General features: G+C 41.7%; 14 protein-coding genes and 1 pseudogene. 8 read left to right on the top strand and 7 right to left on the bottom strand.

Annotation, left to right across the window (positions count from 1 at the left end; genetic code table 11):
- Positions 1 to 624: UDP binding domain-containing protein (locus PR699_RS17745; RefSeq protein ID WP_272577868.1), on the top strand; the 624-nt coding region annotated here is incomplete at its 5' end.
- Between the two features lie 162 nt (positions 625 to 786).
- A complete protein-coding gene (locus PR699_RS17740; protein WP_237713147.1) occupies positions 787 to 1,491 on the top strand; it encodes a lipopolysaccharide core heptose(II) kinase RfaY in 705 nt (234 codons plus the stop codon).
- A gap of 29 nt (positions 1,492 to 1,520) precedes the next feature.
- On the opposite strand, the gene thiM is transcribed toward PR699_RS17740, so the two are convergent.
- The gene (thiM, locus tag PR699_RS17735) at positions 1,521 to 2,291 is read right to left on the bottom strand and encodes a hydroxyethylthiazole kinase (protein WP_014657183.1); all 771 of its coding nucleotides are present in this window, start codon (positions 2,289 to 2,291) and stop codon (positions 1,521 to 1,523) included.
- 48 nt (positions 2,292 to 2,339) lie between these two features.
- On the bottom strand, positions 2,340 to 3,542 hold the full coding sequence (locus PR699_RS17730; RefSeq protein ID WP_272572981.1) for an ROK family protein: 1,203 nt from the start codon (positions 3,540 to 3,542) through the stop codon (positions 2,340 to 2,342).
- A 188-nt stretch (positions 3,543 to 3,730) separates the two neighbouring features.
- Here PR699_RS17730 and PR699_RS17725 point away from each other — a divergent pair, with 188 nt between their 5' ends.
- The 3 genes and pseudogenes from PR699_RS17725 to PR699_RS17715 all read left to right on the top strand — a co-directional run.
- Positions 3,731 to 4,549, top strand: a complete 819-nt coding sequence (locus tag PR699_RS17725) for a purine-nucleoside phosphorylase (RefSeq protein WP_014657186.1) — start codon at positions 3,731 to 3,733, stop codon at positions 4,547 to 4,549.
- Between the two features lie 56 nt (positions 4,550 to 4,605).
- Positions 4,606 to 5,271, top strand: a complete 666-nt coding sequence (locus tag PR699_RS17720; protein ID WP_014657187.1) for a hypothetical protein — start codon at positions 4,606 to 4,608, stop codon at positions 5,269 to 5,271.
- A pseudogene (locus PR699_RS17715) lies at positions 5,223 to 6,160 on the top strand (nucleoside permease); the annotation flags it as partial. The gene PR699_RS17720 and the pseudogene PR699_RS17715, both read left to right, overlap by 49 nt.
- A gap of 61 nt (positions 6,161 to 6,221) precedes the next feature.
- On the opposite strand, the gene PR699_RS17710 reads toward PR699_RS17715, so the two are convergent.
- Together PR699_RS17710 and PR699_RS17705 are read right to left on the bottom strand one after the other, a co-directional pair.
- Positions 6,222 to 7,352: an ABC transporter substrate-binding protein gene (locus tag PR699_RS17710; protein WP_014657190.1), complete on the bottom strand. Its 1,131-nt coding sequence runs from the start codon at positions 7,350 to 7,352 to the stop codon at positions 6,222 to 6,224.
- A 440-nt stretch (positions 7,353 to 7,792) separates the two neighbouring features.
- Positions 7,793 to 8,656 carry a YicC/YloC family endoribonuclease gene (locus tag PR699_RS17705; protein WP_014657191.1) on the bottom strand — a complete coding sequence of 288 codons (864 nt, stop codon included), beginning with the start codon at positions 8,654 to 8,656 and terminating at the stop codon, positions 7,793 to 7,795.
- Between the two features lie 122 nt (positions 8,657 to 8,778).
- Here PR699_RS17705 and rph point away from each other — a divergent pair, with 122 nt between their 5' ends.
- Both rph and pyrE read left to right on the top strand, forming a co-directional pair.
- Positions 8,779 to 9,492, top strand: a complete 714-nt coding sequence (gene rph / locus PR699_RS17700; protein WP_004924220.1) for a ribonuclease PH — start codon at positions 8,779 to 8,781, stop codon at positions 9,490 to 9,492.
- Between the two features lie 116 nt (positions 9,493 to 9,608).
- Positions 9,609 to 10,250 (top strand): orotate phosphoribosyltransferase, encoded by a 642-nt coding sequence (gene pyrE / locus PR699_RS17695; RefSeq protein ID WP_004924221.1) that lies wholly within the window; start codon positions 9,609 to 9,611, stop codon positions 10,248 to 10,250.
- 213 nt (positions 10,251 to 10,463) lie between these two features.
- On the opposite strand, the gene slmA is transcribed toward pyrE, so the two are convergent.
- From slmA to coaBC, 3 genes are all read right to left on the bottom strand, one after another.
- Positions 10,464 to 11,063 carry a nucleoid occlusion factor SlmA gene (gene slmA / locus PR699_RS17690; RefSeq protein ID WP_004924223.1) on the bottom strand — a complete coding sequence of 200 codons (600 nt, stop codon included), beginning with the start codon at positions 11,061 to 11,063 and terminating at the stop codon, positions 10,464 to 10,466.
- A gap of 533 nt (positions 11,064 to 11,596) precedes the next feature.
- Positions 11,597 to 12,052 carry a dUTP diphosphatase gene (gene dut / locus PR699_RS17685; RefSeq protein ID WP_004924226.1) on the bottom strand — a complete coding sequence of 152 codons (456 nt, stop codon included), beginning with the start codon at positions 12,050 to 12,052 and terminating at the stop codon, positions 11,597 to 11,599.
- A complete protein-coding gene (gene coaBC / locus PR699_RS17680; protein ID WP_014657193.1) occupies positions 12,039 to 13,244 on the bottom strand; it encodes a bifunctional phosphopantothenoylcysteine decarboxylase/phosphopantothenate--cysteine ligase CoaBC in 1,206 nt (401 codons plus the stop codon). The genes dut and coaBC overlap by 14 nt, the downstream gene beginning before the upstream one ends.
- 181 nt (positions 13,245 to 13,425) lie before the next feature.
- On the opposite strand from coaBC, the gene radC reads away from it, so the two are divergent.
- Positions 13,426 to 14,094 carry a DNA repair protein RadC gene (gene radC, locus PR699_RS17675; RefSeq protein ID WP_041705127.1) on the top strand — a complete coding sequence of 223 codons (669 nt, stop codon included), beginning with the start codon at positions 13,426 to 13,428 and terminating at the stop codon, positions 14,092 to 14,094.
- The last annotated feature ends 117 nt before the right edge of the window (positions 14,095 to 14,211 follow it).

The raw sequence follows: 14,211 nt of genomic DNA, 5'->3' as shown, positions 1-14,211 counted from the left end.
GATGTTCCTGTACTGTTTACTGACAGCACAGAAGCCGAAGCGATTAAACTGTTTGCAAACACCTACTTGGCTATGCGCGTCGCCTATTTCAATGAATTAGATACCTATGCAGAAAGTCGCGGTTTGAACGCACGACAAATTATTGAAGGAGTGTCATTAGACCCGCGTATCGGTAGCCACTACAACAACCCCTCTTTCGGTTACGGCGGGTATTGCCTCCCTAAAGACACCAAACAGTTGTTAGCAAACTACGATGATGTGCCGAATAACCTGATTAACGCCATTGTGGAGTCTAACCGCACACGTAAAGACTTTATTTCCGATGCGATTATTGCCAAAGCGCCACGTAAAGTGGGGGTATACCGTTTGGTGATGAAGGCAGGCTCTGATAATTTCCGTGCTTCTGCGGTGCAGGGCGTGATGAAACGTATTAAGGCGAAAGGTATCGAAGTGATTGTGTATGAGCCAGTGCTGAAAGAAGATGAGTTCTTCCGCTCGAAAGTCTATCGTGACCTTGAGGCCTTTAAAGCGGACAGCGACATTATTTTAGCTAACCGGATGGTGCCTGAAATCGAAGATGTGGCGGATAAAGTGTATACCCGCGACCTATTTGGTAACGATTAATTCCCTTATTTTTTCTGATCTATCACTAGCCAGCTGTTATGCTGGCTAGCTCACAGTGGATACTTGCCATTCTTTAACTATAATCTGCAACAATCGCTAAGAAATGAATGTAGGTAATTGTTAGCATTGGTTGAAACAGATGGTACGGTGAAATGGCGAGCAATGAAAAATATAATAAAGTCACAAAAAAATGGGTATCAGGTCTATCAAAAAGAGAGTGATATAGATTATTGGCAAGTCATTGATGATTATATCCAAGGCAAAATTGTTGGTAAAAATCTCAATAGTGGCAATATGGAGCGCAGTGTCGCTCGTATTACGATTAATGGGAAAAACTACATCATTAAGTGTGAAAAAGAGCGCGATAGTCGTTTAGAAAAGCGAATTATGCGTATGGTGCATGGCCCTTATTTTTCCCGCCTACTTTATCGTTTAGTGCGTGCGCAAAATCAAGGTTGTACTATCACAAATGATATCTATTTTGTGGCCGAAAAGATGCGCTGCCGAGAATCCATTGAAACATGGATTATTGCCGAATATGTTGAGGGCGCAGTACTTTCGGAGGTCAGCGATATCAAGCCTTATTACCCCGAAATAGCAGCACTTATTAACCAACTCCATGCTTATGATTTAGCATCGAATGATATTCATGCAGGTAATCTGGTGCTCACCGATAATGGACTTAAAATTATCGATTTATCAGACTTTGGTCATCTCGCGATTTGCAAAGCGAATGACTTAATTGCATTAAAACGGTTTTATGGTATCGAACCTGATAAAAAGAATTTTATGTACCAATTTATCATGTTGCGAAATAACATGCGTCATTGGTCGCGTAAAATACGTGGTAAGAAAACGCGTTTATAAATGTCGCGATATACGGCATTAACGCTGATTTAGCGTGATGATAATGCGTCCAAAAATTCAGGCACAAAGCTACCCGTTCCACGACAGCGTTGCTTTGCAATTTCGCCTGCTTGTTTCATGATGGCACATGTATTCGCGATATTGGCTAACCGATCTCCGGGTAATGCACAGCTTGCCGCAACAACGGCAGATAACCCACAACCGGTACCGACAACACGGGTCATTATTGGGTGGCCCCCAGAGATAGCCATCGTTCTTTGACCATCGGTAATATAGTCAATTTCTCCACTTATCACGACAATGGTTTGGGCTGTTTGGGCAAGAGATTGGGCGGCAGGTAGGGCATCATTCGTGGTGTTTAATGAATCGACACCTCGACCACCTTGGTTAAATCCTGCTAGCGCCATAATCTCAGACGCATTACCACGAACGGCAGTTGGCGATAAAGCCAGCAGTTCATGACAAAAGCGGGTGCGAAAGGTCAGTGCACCAGCCGCAACGGGATCTAACACCCATGGCTTTTCAGCTTTTTTAGCACTGTGTACCGCTAATGCCATGGCATTTTGGCGGTTTGCGGTCAATGTGCCTACATTAATTAATAAACCATCAGCAATAGCAGCAAATTGCTCCGCTTCTTCGGGTTCAATCACCATAGCAGGGGAACAGCCGAGGGCTAATAAAATATTAGCAGTAAAGGTTTGTACAACGTCATTGGTCATACAATGGATCAGGGGTGAATGTTCAATAAATCGCTGCTTAGTTTTTGAAATTTGCTCTTCTGAAGTCGTTTCAAATTGCATCACTGTCTCCTATGTCACCTGATCTCGCCAGTCTTTGTTAACCTAAAATTAATCCGCCAAATAATTTTCTAATACCATTCCACCCGCACCTTGAGCGACGACTTCATAGGAGTCATTTGCTGGAAAAATACGGGTTTTAATATGTGGAAATGCAGCCATTTTCGCTTCTATCGACTTTTTCGTCATGGCAAAAAAATGGTTTTTAGGTGTCAATGTACCACCACATACCACAACATCCGGCTGTAATGTTAAAATAGCGTTTGCAATCGCAAGGCCATAATAATAGGCAGCTTCCTCTAGCACTTCTAAACATAATTTATCATCCATAGCGAGTGCTTGGAAAATAGTATGATAATTAATCTCCGATTCAGTGCTGACTAACTGATTAATGATTGAAAATTTTCCTAATCGAATTTGCTGAATAATGCGTGCTTTTATGGCCGATAGCGAACTGTATTGTTTTAAGCATCCATAAGAGCCACATTCACATCTTAACCCTCGAATATCAATCGTCGTGTGACCAAAAGCTTGAGCGGTACTGATTGGCGCAGGGGTAAAGGTATTATTGATGATGGTACAGCTACGTATGTCCGTATCACAAGTTGTAAATAAAAAACGTTGGCTTTTTGAATGATACCTTAAACGGTATTCGGCAAGCGCGGCAAAGGTGATACCACTGCCCAGTGTCACAAAACAGGGCACTTTATTATCAATATAATTGAATAGGCTACTGATCCGCTCATCATATTTAGTAAAGTCGACCTTATCTCGTTCTAGAATATGATCAATGGCGATGCCAATACCCAGTATTTTTTCGATTGTTAATTGGTGCTCAGATAATAACTGTTCAACTTTGATCAATAGGTGATCCAGCATATTTTCTGCTGTCTCTAGCTGTTCATTTTTTATTTTCAGCATGCCTAAAATATCTAATTTTAGGTTAAGCAACATAATGGTTGAGTAGAGATCGCTCATCTCAATCCCAACAACATACCCATCATCCGAGTTGATACTATACAATATTGGCTTGCGTCCCCCCGTTGATTCCCCCAATTCCGATGTCGAAATTAATTGGCTTTTACTTAACTCATCAAGCAGTCTTGCACAAGTCGCGGGTTTCATACTGGCTAATGATGATAGCTCTTCTGCTCTTACTGGCCCATGATTCAGGATTAGCCTATACAGCATTTTGAGTTTACGAGTTTTTGAATTTTTCGAGGTGCGAAATTCATTCAATAGTGTAAGTAACAAGTCATCACCTTTTTCTTATCAAGACACGCCGCGTCCAAGATTAGCAGATCTGCTCAAAAAATCCTGCTGTTTAAATAAGATCATAGCGAGAATCTTTTTCTTAAAATGAGATTAAGATCGCTGATTGGTTTTTAAATTACTTTATCATCACCTCATTCACTCTTTTGGGCACGATTCGGAGATTTCCAATGCATAACACCAATGATATTTTAGAAAGCTTGCGTTTTATTGAATCACGTACAGCGACAAAACCAACGATTGGTATCATTTTAGGGTCTGGTTTGGGGCCATTTGCCGATACATTAGAAAATGCAGTCCATATCCCGTATAGCGAGATCCCACATTTCGCTAAGTCCGAAGCGGTTGGCCATGCGAATGAATTGGTGATCGGTACTATCGCAGGTAAAAATGTGGTCGCAATGAAAGGCCGTTTTCATTATTACGAAGGTTTTTCTCTCGACCAAGTCACTTTTCCTGTGCGCCTGATGAAAGCATTAGGTGTCGAGAAATTGATCATTACCAATGCTTGCGGTGCCGTCAATACTGACTTTAACCCCGGTGATCTGATGGTTATCACTGACCATATCAACCTAACTGCTAATAACCCGCTGATAGGGCCAAATAACCCGGAATTAGGCGTTCGCTTTTTGGATGTGAGCGAAGTTTATAACAAAGAGTTGCGTCAAGTGATCCTTGATGTTGCCAAAGAACAAGGCGTTTCGCTACGCCAAGGTGTCTATGCCTGGTGGACTGGCCCGACTTATGAAACACCAGCCGAAATTCGCATGATTAGAACGTTAGGGGCGGATGCCGTCGGTATGTCAACCGTACCGGAAGCACTGGTCGCTCACCATTCACAAATCAAAACAGTGGGTATTTCCTGCTTAACCAATATGGCGTGTGGCATTTTAGAGCAACCATTAAGCCATGATGAAGTGATTGAAACTGCCGAGAAAGTGAAGGCGACATTCTTGAAATTAGTCACCGGCGTGATCGCTCGCCTCTAACTTATTCTCAAAACAATATAAAGAATGCCATAGAACACCATGTAGGTAGGTATGAAATGAAATTAAAAGGGTTAGTTTTAGTTTCACTGGGCGCTTTCAGCTATGGCATTTTGTCAACATTGGTTGTATTGGCTTATCAGGCCGGATTTTCTTTGAATGATGTCATCGGTAGCCAAACCGTGCTAGGGGCGGTTCTGCTCTGGCTATTTGTTTTGATTGGCTCCGCCATTAGGCGAAAGTCACTCAGTTGGCCATCGAAGAAACAATCAATATTGATGTTATTGACGGGGACAACAACAGGATTAACTGGGCTATTGTATTACGCATCATTGCAGTATTTATCTCCTGCTTTAGGTGTTGTGCTATTTCTGCAATTTACTTGGATGGGGGTGGCGATAAATACGGCTGTAACTCGCCGAGCTCCTACAGCAATGACGCTGGTGTCAGTATTATTTATCTTAATTGGTACGACATTCGCTACGGGGTTGCTTAATACGATGCATATCCAATTCCATTGGTTAGGGGTTGCATTAGGTTTATGTGCTGCTTTGTCGAATGCGATACGTGTTTATGTGAGTGGTGCACTCGCGGTGAAAACCGATCCTATGATGCGTTCCGCAATTATGGTAACGGGGGGAGCGATACTCACTTCAGTCATTGTACCTCCTACCTTTTTATGCCAACCATTGCTTTATCCAACTCAATTAGTTACTCCTCATTAAGCCAATACCAATTAGACTCTGTGGCTAATTTCCCATCAATCCGAGTGTTTGGTACGGTAGGTTTTATTATTGCTATGTGGAGCATTAGCTTATTAAAATTTGAATTAAGTAGCATGCAGCTCTATATCGCAGGAAGTTGTTCGTTATTGTTGGCACTATATTCTTTGACACTACCTCATATTGCCGTGAATAAAAAAGCTATCTCAAGTAGTTGGGTCAGTAAGCTGGGCCTTGACGCTTTGGTGTTATTTAAAAAACTATTATGGCTGTTTTCTTTTTATTTGCGATGTTATTAGGCGCTGTTTTACAAATAACCAATACGTTTGGCTGCCCATTCCTGCATGATTTTGCTCGTGACCCGCTATTTCAAGATAGTTTAATCGTACAGTATCCATCTATTTTACTGTCTGTCTCACAAATGGCAGAAGTTGGTTTTATTTTAGCCATTCCATTTTTCTTGAAGCGTTATGGCATTAAAACTGTCATGTTATTAAGTATGTTCGCTTGGACATTAAGATTTGGTTTCTTTGCTTTTGGTGACCCTTCTGCAATAGGTTTAATGTTCTTGATCTTATCCATGATTGTTTATGGATGTGCTTTTGATTTCTTCAATATTTCGGGTTCTATTTTTATTGAAAAGGAAGTTGATAATCGAATGAGAGCAAGCGCTCAAGGGTTATTTATGACAATGGTCAATGGTGTCGGCGCTTATTTTGGGGCGATATTAAGTGGTCTCGTCGTTGACTACTTTAGCGTCGATGGCGTAAAAGATTGGCATACCATTTGGCTTGTTTTTGCCTCTTATACTGTTGTTCTTGCTGTTATTTTCTACTTCACGTTCCACTACCATCATGATAGGGAAGGTGAATTTGCAGCAGCAAAAGGGTAATGTATTTTATTCGATAGGAGATAAACTGCCCCCTACAATTGGAGGGCAGTTTGCATAATCATTAATGTTCAGCTTGAGAACCCCAAATTGCTTTTGAAACTGGGATTGTCGTAAATTCCTTAATGATTTGATTATAGGTTTCTTCAGGTTTCAGTGATTTAAATTGTTCGGGATAGATGAATTTCGCTAGATACTCCATACCGACAATATTGTAAGGGTGGTTATAAAAATTATGGTAAACGCCATATAGGCGGTTATTTTTTACTGCACTGATTTGGTTAAAACCAACACGTTTTTTGAGCCGTTCAAAACCACGTTGATTTTCGTCTTCAGTTACGCCATAACCAAAGGGTGCTGCAATATTATTTTTATTGACCCAACGAGAGCCTGTAACAATATAGACATCAGGCTTAGTGGCAATCACTTGTTCTAAAGAGACAGTACCAGAAGCGCCAGGCAAGAATTGGCTACCAATATTATCTGCACCAATTGCCTGTACTAACCCACCCCAACCTGCGTTGTTATGGGTGAAGCAGCAGCTATCGCTACCATTTGCGCCCGCTTTGGCTTCAATAAAAACACGTGGTTTATTTTCAATTTTTGCAGTCGTTTTCTGGATATCAGACAAGCGTGTGTTGTAGAAATCAGTATATGCTTTGGCCTCTTTTTCCTTATTGAGCACTAATCCAAGTATATCGACGCTAGCTGGCGTATTTTTGACGGGCTGTAAGAAAGTATCAATATATAGGACAGGAATATTGGCATCTTTTAAGCGGCTGACAACACCTGAACCTTCTAAGGCTGGCTTTGCACGCAGTTGCGCAATTAATACATCCGGTTTTTGCGCAATAACCACTTCTGTATTGACCTCACCTTTATCATTAAACCCCATGTCTGGGATTTTCTGCATATCCTCTTGCCATTTTTTCTCCAGTAACGTTACTGTTTGTGGATCAGATTTTTTAAGGTTGTTGTTCCATGCAACAACACGACTAAATGGATCGTCCCTATCAAGCAAAGCAAGGGTTAAAATATCTCGACCATCCTGTAGCACAACACGTTTAGGCTCTTGCTTTAACGTGATTTTTTGACCGTCCATATCGGTGATTGTGATTGGATAAGTCGTTGCTAATGCTGAAAATGAGAGTGATGTGATAAATGTTATTGAGAGCAGGTGATTAACTATCTTCATATTTAGACCCCTTTTGAGCAAGATTAGATAATAACAATTATCATTATCATATGTAAAATGTCCGTAACAATAACCTATAATCTTTTTCTATTTATTGATGAGTTAATGTTTTTTTTGATTTAATTCATCAGGTTATAATCTTAATCATTTGAATAAGTTTTCGGGTAGCGTTAAAAAAGAGAGGAGAAAAATGTACCTCGATTAGCGGAGAAGTACGCTGTAAGCGACTGATGGTAGGATGATATTTGCAGTTGAATAAGGTGGGTGTTGAAGTTATCACTGCATTTTTTCGGCGTGCAGCACCTTCTTTTAGCCTTATAGTAAAAGTAAGTATAGTTTACTGATATGCATTAGTTTCAATAAATTGTATGGATTACGTTAATACTATCAAGGCCAGCGAATACAGTGTATCGGCTGGCTTGGTAATATGTTTTAAAATACTATTCGATATTCTGAATTTGCTCTCTCATTTGTTCTATCAAGACCTTTAACTCAACTGCAGAGTTAGTCACTTCACTATTGATAGACTTTGACGCTAATGTATTGGATTCACGGTTAAATTCTTGCATCATAAAATCTAAACGTCGGCCATTTGCATCTTTCTTTTTAAGAATATTGCGGGTCTCTTTAACATGAGCTTCAAGCCTATCAAGCTCTTCAGCGACATCAATACGTTGAGCGAGCAAAATCAGCTCTTGCTCTAAACGATTACTATCGACTTGAATATCAGCCTCTTCTAACTTCGCCTGTAAACGGTCACGTTGCCATTGTAAAATTTCAGGCATATGCTGACGAACTTTGGCTACTTCCACTAAAACACCATCAAGGCGCTGCTCAATAAGAGCGTGTAACGCAGCACCTTCAGCTTCTCGACTTTGAATGAAAGCATCTAAGGTCTCATCAAGGCCAGCTAATAGCTGCTCACTGATAGCATCTAAATCTTGCTCCTCAGCGGACATAACGCCTGGCCAGCGCAGAATTTCAAGTGGGTTAATTTCACCTTCGTGACTGTAGTTTTTCACCCAGTTAGCCGCACTAATAATTTGGCGAGCTAGATCCTCATTAAGGATAAGCTCTCCACGTTTTGCACCATCTAATTCAAAACGTAAGTTACACTCGACTTTACCGCGAGTAAGGCGTGCACGGATCCGCTCGCGGATCACCGGTTCAAGGCTTCGAAATTGTTCAGGTAGGCGGATATATGTTTCTAGGTAACGTTGGTTTACGGAACGCAGCTCCCAGGCCGCACTCCCCCATTCACCCTTGATGTCACGGCGGGCAAAAGCGGTCATACTACGGATCATAATTCGTTCCTATCAAAATGAATACTAGAAGGATTATAGCGCTATGCGCGATGTCAGGATAGGCATTATCGGTTTAAGGACGTATAATGCGCGGCAATTAAGTTGAAAATGGAGATAACACCATGCGTCCAGAAGGCAGAATGGCAGACCAAATGCGTCCGATTAAAATATCACGCAACTATACTAAGCATGCGGAAGGCTCTGTTCTTATTGAGTTCGGCGACACTAAGGTGTTATGTAATGCAACAGTAGAGGAAGGTGTACCTCGTTTCCTAAAAGGGCAAGGTCAAGGTTGGGTTACCGCTGAGTATGGCATGTTACCTCGCGCAACCAACTCACGAAATCAACGTGAAGCAGCCAAAGGGAAGCAAACAGGCCGTACAATGGAAATCCAACGCCTGATAGCACGCTCTCTACGTGCTGCGGTTGACCTTAAAAAATTAGGTGAGTACACCATTACCTTAGATTGCGACGTAATACAAGCCGATGGCGGAACACGTACCGCTGCAATTTCAGGTGCTTGCGTTGCGTTGGTTGATGCCCTCAATAAAATGGTTGAACAGGGTAAACTTGCACAAAGCCCACTAAAATCTATGGTTGCAGCAGTTTCTGTCGGAATCGTTGATGGTGAAGCATTGTGCGATCTTGAATATGTCGAAGATTCAGCAGCAGAAACCGATATGAATGTTGTGATGATGGACGATGGTCGCATGATCGAAGTTCAGGGAACAGCAGAAGGTGAGCCGTTTAGCCATGATGAGCTTTTATCCTTATTAGCGCTAGCAAAAACGGGGCTAGGATCGATTTTTGAAGCTCAACGAGAAGCGTTGAAATAAAGTTATTTTTAATAGGCGGCTGAAATAGTCGCCTTTTTTATGTTCGGCGATTTGGTAAATATCGCCAGAGATATGCAACCTAATATATAGATGTTAACGATTGAGGAGATTGACCCATGAAAGCCTATCAGCGCGAATTTATAGAACTTGCCATGAAAAAACAGGTACTAAAATTTGGTGAGTTTACGCTGAAATCAGGCCGTAAAAGCCCTTATTTTTTTAATGCGGGTTTATTTAATACGGGGCGTGATTTGGCATTAGTTGGTCGTTTCTATGCCCAAGCGCTTAAGGAAAGTGCGATTGAGTGTGATGTGTTGTTTGGGCCTGCTTATAAAGGCATACCGATTGCCACAACCACGGCTGTCGCCCTTGCTGAGCATCATGATGTGGATATGCCATATTGCTTTAATCGTAAGGAAGCAAAAGATCATGGTGAGGGAGGCACTCTGGTTGGGAGCCCATTACAGGGGCGTGTTGTTGTGGTCGATGATGTGATTACGGCAGGTACTGCTATCCGTGAGTCGATGGAAATTATTAAGCAACACAATGCAACGCTAAATGGTGTTCTGCTCTGCCTTGACCGTCAAGAGAAAGGGAAAGGTGAGATCTCTGCTGTACAGGAAGTTGAGCGTGATTATCACTGTAAAGTGTATTCTATTATCACCATGAGCGACTTGATCGCTTATCTGGCTGAACGTGAGGATATGCAGCAACACCTTATTGCGATGAAAGCTTATCGCCAGCAATATGGTATTTAATGTATTACACGTTGTTGGCTTTAAATTGGGCCGGAAATTAAGGGTGACTTGCCATAGTTACCCTATCAGTTTGCATAAAAGATGCCGAAGTAGCAGGCCTCTCTCTACAAGCAGTACTTTAGCTTTCAGTGAGTGTTAACTCAGGGAAATAACCTACTAAAAGAAAAAAGCCCTCGCCCAAAGAGTGGGCGGGGTGAGTAGTAGTTTAATCTGTTATTGTAACTGAGCTAAAATTAAAGGCCAGCGAGATTCAAATTCTACCGTTGGGCGATAGCGAAATTCTGAACGGACAAAACGCGATAGCATCCCTTCACAAAAAGCAAGTAATTGCGTTGCCAATAGGGATTCATCATGGATAAAGCCTTGACCGTCACGTATTTTTTTCTCTTTTAATACCTGCCGTAGCTGTGACTCAATCCGTTCAAAGAGCTGATTGATACGCCCTTGTAGCCTATCTTGCTCAAACATGAGCGCATGGCCTGTCATAATACGGGTTAGGCCAGGGTTTTTTTCTGAAAAACCTAAAATAAGCGCTAAAATCAATTTAATACGAGTTAACGTATCTTTTTCATCATTCAGGATAAGATTGATACGCGATACTAAAGAGTCCTCAATAAACTCAATTAAACTATCGAACATTTTGGTTTTACTTGGAAAATGTCGATAGAGTGCGGCTTCTGATACACCAACATTTGCCGCTAGTTTTGCGGTTGTAATTCGTTGACTACCATCACTACTTTCTAACATCAGCGCAAGTGATTGTAAAATCTCTTCGCGCCTGTTGCGTTTTTTTGTTATCGCTTTTTCTGCCATGTCTGATAAGACCCCTGCTAAAACAGCAAAACAAACTATCTAAAATTTTGCCCTGAGTAAATAGCCATCAAAGGGCAAAAAGAAGATAAAATAGGACGGTTTGTATGAGAGCTTATTAATTCCAAAGGTCTATTCTTGTTATCTATGGTTAGATGCACGCTCGTAACACTTCGTGTTAAATGAAGATATAACTATTCCTTGTTGTTGGAACGCTTTAAATCCTCTGAACACGTTAGCGTATCAGCCCTCAATACGGTAAGACTTGAGGTTTTTTGTTAGAGATATCAAACAAACGTAGCATAACACATTCAACTCATCATTATTGTTAGCATTATTAAGACCCGTTGCATCAACGGATCTTTTGTCGTGATAAACAAGTGAGGGTTGAATAACAATACCCCTGGTAACAGAGCCCTTTTACTATAACGACACCGCCTATTTTCCGGTTAATTTACTGATAATTTTATTTTTATTCCGCCACTTAACATAGCGTTGATATTACCAGTAAAGCTTTGAATTAGGATTATGCAGAATTATTGACGACCTGAATGACCGAAACCACCGGCTCCACGCTCTGTAGCATCAAAGTCATCGACGATATTAAATTCTGCTTGAACAACGGGTACAAAGACCATTTGAGCCATGCGCTCACCTGGTTCTATTGTAAAGGTCTGGTTGCCTCTATTCCAAACAGACACCATCAGTTGGCCTTGATAGTCAGAGTCAATTAAGCCTACTAAATTACCGAGTACCACGCCGTGCTTATGACCGAGGCCTGAACGAGGGAGGATCACCGCTGCAAGTTGCTCATCAGCAATATGGATAGCGAGGCCAGTAGGAATTAGTTCAGTCTGACCGGGTGCCAAATCAATTGGCGCGTCAAGGCAGGCACGTAGATCTAACCCTGCGGAGCCAGATGTCGCATAAGTTGGTAACGGAAATTCATTACCAATACGGGGATCAAGAATTTTTAGATCAATTTTTTTCATAACGTTGAAGTATCTCGTCTAATAAACGGTGGCTTAATTCAAGTTTACTACTGTGTGGTAAACGGACATCACCAAAGGAATCGAAAAGATGTAACGCATTATTATCACTGTTAAAACCATTATCAGCGAGAGAAACATCATTCGCGCAAATTAGATCCAACTGTTTTTGTTGGCGCTTTTGGCGTGCGTATTCTTCCACATTTTGGGTTTCGGCTGCAAACCCAACCACATAAGGGCGATTTTGCGTTAACTGACCAACACTCGCAACAATATCTGGGTTTTTAACTAATGTAATGGCAACTTCATCACCTTGCTTTTTGATTTTATTTTCTGCGATGGTTTTTGCACGATAATCAGCAACGGCAGCACAACCAATAAAGATATCCTGTTGTGCAATAGTGTGGTGGACTTGCTCATACATATCGAGAGCGCTGATAACATCAACCCGTGTGACTCCGGAGGGCGTTGCTAAATTCACTGGGCCAGCGATTAAAGTGACTTGTGCCCCGCGTTGGCTTGCCGCTTCGGCGATTGCAAAACCCATTTTCCCAGAACTGTGATTACTGATAAAACGGACGGGATCTAAGTCTTCACGAGTAGGCCCAGCAGTAATCATGATTTTTACACCTTGTAAGTCTGTTCGAGAGCGGAAATGCTCGCAGGTTAGGCGTACTATCTCGAGTGGGTCTATCATTCGACCCGGCCCAACGTCGCCACAGGCTTGGCTACCATTATCTGGACCCCAGATAATATATTGACGTTGTTTCAGTTTAATTAAATTTTCTTGTGTTGCGGTTGCCCGATACATTTGTTGGTTCATGGCAGGTACAACAGCAATGGGGGCTGCCGAAGCTAAACAAATTGTCGTGAGTAGGTCATTAGCCATACCTGAAGTGACCCGAGCAATTAAATCTGCGGTAGCCGGCGCTAATATGATGATATCTGCCCATTTGGCCAATTCAATATGGCCCATTGCGGCCTCAGCAGCGGGATCAAGTAAATCATCAGAGACAGGATGACCGGAAACCGCTTGTAGCGTCAAAGGGGTTATAAAGGCTTTTGCACCATGGGTCATAACAACACGAACTATTGCGCCTTCATCACGTAACCGACGGGTTAGTTCAGGAATTTTATACGCGGCAATACCACCACTAATGCCGAGAACTATTTTTTTACCTAATAGCTGTGTCATGGTTCTATCCATCTAATTATCGTGAAGAGCATCTTATCATATCAGAAATATCGTTGAGAGCACTGTATATATCATCACCCTTTTATTTTTGCGAAGCGCTACGCAAATTCACCAGTTATGCGTTGTTGTGCCTATCGTCTGCATATAAAAGTGGGGGCGCAAAAGGAGAAATAGGGGGGTGATGATGGAATATGAAGAGAACTTACAGCCAAGGGAAAAACTGTTAGCTTATGGTACGGTAGCACTGACTGACGTAGAGCTACTAGCGATTTTTTTACGAACAGGCAGGCAAGGGGAATCAGTAATTGAACTTGCGGAACGTTTGCTCAAAGAGTTCGGTTCTTTATACCTTCTTTTACAAGCGGATTACTCAAAGCTGTCGAAATGCAAGGGAATTGGTGTGTGTAAGTTCTCTCAACTTCAGGCAATTAGTGAGCTGGCACGCCGGTTTTTTGCTGAACAATTTTTATATGAAGATGTGATATCAGACCCAAACCTATTAAAAATGAGGCTAGTCGAGCTATTTTCTGGTCAAGAAAGAGAGGTTTTCACCGTCTTATTTTTGAACAATCAACATCAAATTATTAGCTACGAAGAGTTATTTAGGGGAACGATCAATCGGGTAGAGGTGCATCCTCGAGAAATCATTCGTTTTGCAATGAAAATGAATGCCAGTGCGATTATATTGGCACATAACCATCCTTCAGGTAACCCAGAGCCGAGTGACGCTGATAGGCAAGTGACGTTTCGTATTAAGGAGGCTTGTACTTTAATGGGGATTAAATTACTTGACCATTTTGTTGTTGGGCATAAAAATTGTGTTTCGTTTCTTGAACGAGGGTGGTTGTAAAAGCATTTTTTTGACTAAAAAATGACAACTTTTGCCGCATTGGGCTTGAGTGAGAACGATTGAAAGCGTATACTACGCCACCTTTGAGGATCTTGGGTTTGGCGAGAAGAGCCTATC

The organism is Providencia sp. PROV268, from assembly GCF_028477805.1.
Classification (GTDB): domain Bacteria; phylum Pseudomonadota; class Gammaproteobacteria; order Enterobacterales; family Enterobacteriaceae; genus Providencia; species Providencia stuartii.
The sequence above is the reverse complement of the archived record's forward strand: the minus strand, read 5'-3'. Positions and strand labels throughout refer to the sequence as shown.

Excerpts from the sequence above, each read along its gene's own strand:
- pyrE (WP_004924221.1), top strand. The coding sequence starts at position 9,609 with ATGAAAGCCTATCAGCGCGAATTTATAGAACTTGCCATGAAAAAACAG.
- PR699_RS17720 (WP_014657187.1), top strand. The coding sequence starts at position 4,606 with ATGAAATTAAAAGGGTTAGTTTTAGTTTCACTGGGCGCTTTCAGCTAT.
- slmA (WP_004924223.1), bottom strand. The coding sequence starts at position 11,063 with ATGGCAGAAAAAGCGATAACAAAAAAACGCAACAGGCGCGAAGAGATT.
- PR699_RS17725 (WP_014657186.1), top strand. The coding sequence starts at position 3,731 with ATGCATAACACCAATGATATTTTAGAAAGCTTGCGTTTTATTGAATCA.
- radC (WP_041705127.1), top strand. The coding sequence starts at position 13,426 with ATGATGGAATATGAAGAGAACTTACAGCCAAGGGAAAAACTGTTAGCT.
- dut (WP_004924226.1), bottom strand. The coding sequence starts at position 12,052 with ATGAAAAAAATTGATCTAAAAATTCTTGATCCCCGTATTGGTAATGAA.
- PR699_RS17740 (WP_237713147.1), top strand. The coding sequence starts at position 787 with ATGAAAAATATAATAAAGTCACAAAAAAATGGGTATCAGGTCTATCAA.
- rph (WP_004924220.1), top strand. The coding sequence starts at position 8,779 with ATGCGTCCAGAAGGCAGAATGGCAGACCAAATGCGTCCGATTAAAATA.
- coaBC (WP_014657193.1), bottom strand. The coding sequence starts at position 13,244 with ATGACACAGCTATTAGGTAAAAAAATAGTTCTCGGCATTAGTGGTGGT.
- PR699_RS17710 (WP_014657190.1), bottom strand. The coding sequence starts at position 7,352 with ATGAAGATAGTTAATCACCTGCTCTCAATAACATTTATCACATCACTC.
- PR699_RS17705 (WP_014657191.1), bottom strand. The coding sequence starts at position 8,656 with ATGATCCGTAGTATGACCGCTTTTGCCCGCCGTGACATCAAGGGTGAA.
- thiM (WP_014657183.1), bottom strand. The coding sequence starts at position 2,291 with ATGCAATTTGAAACGACTTCAGAAGAGCAAATTTCAAAAACTAAGCAG.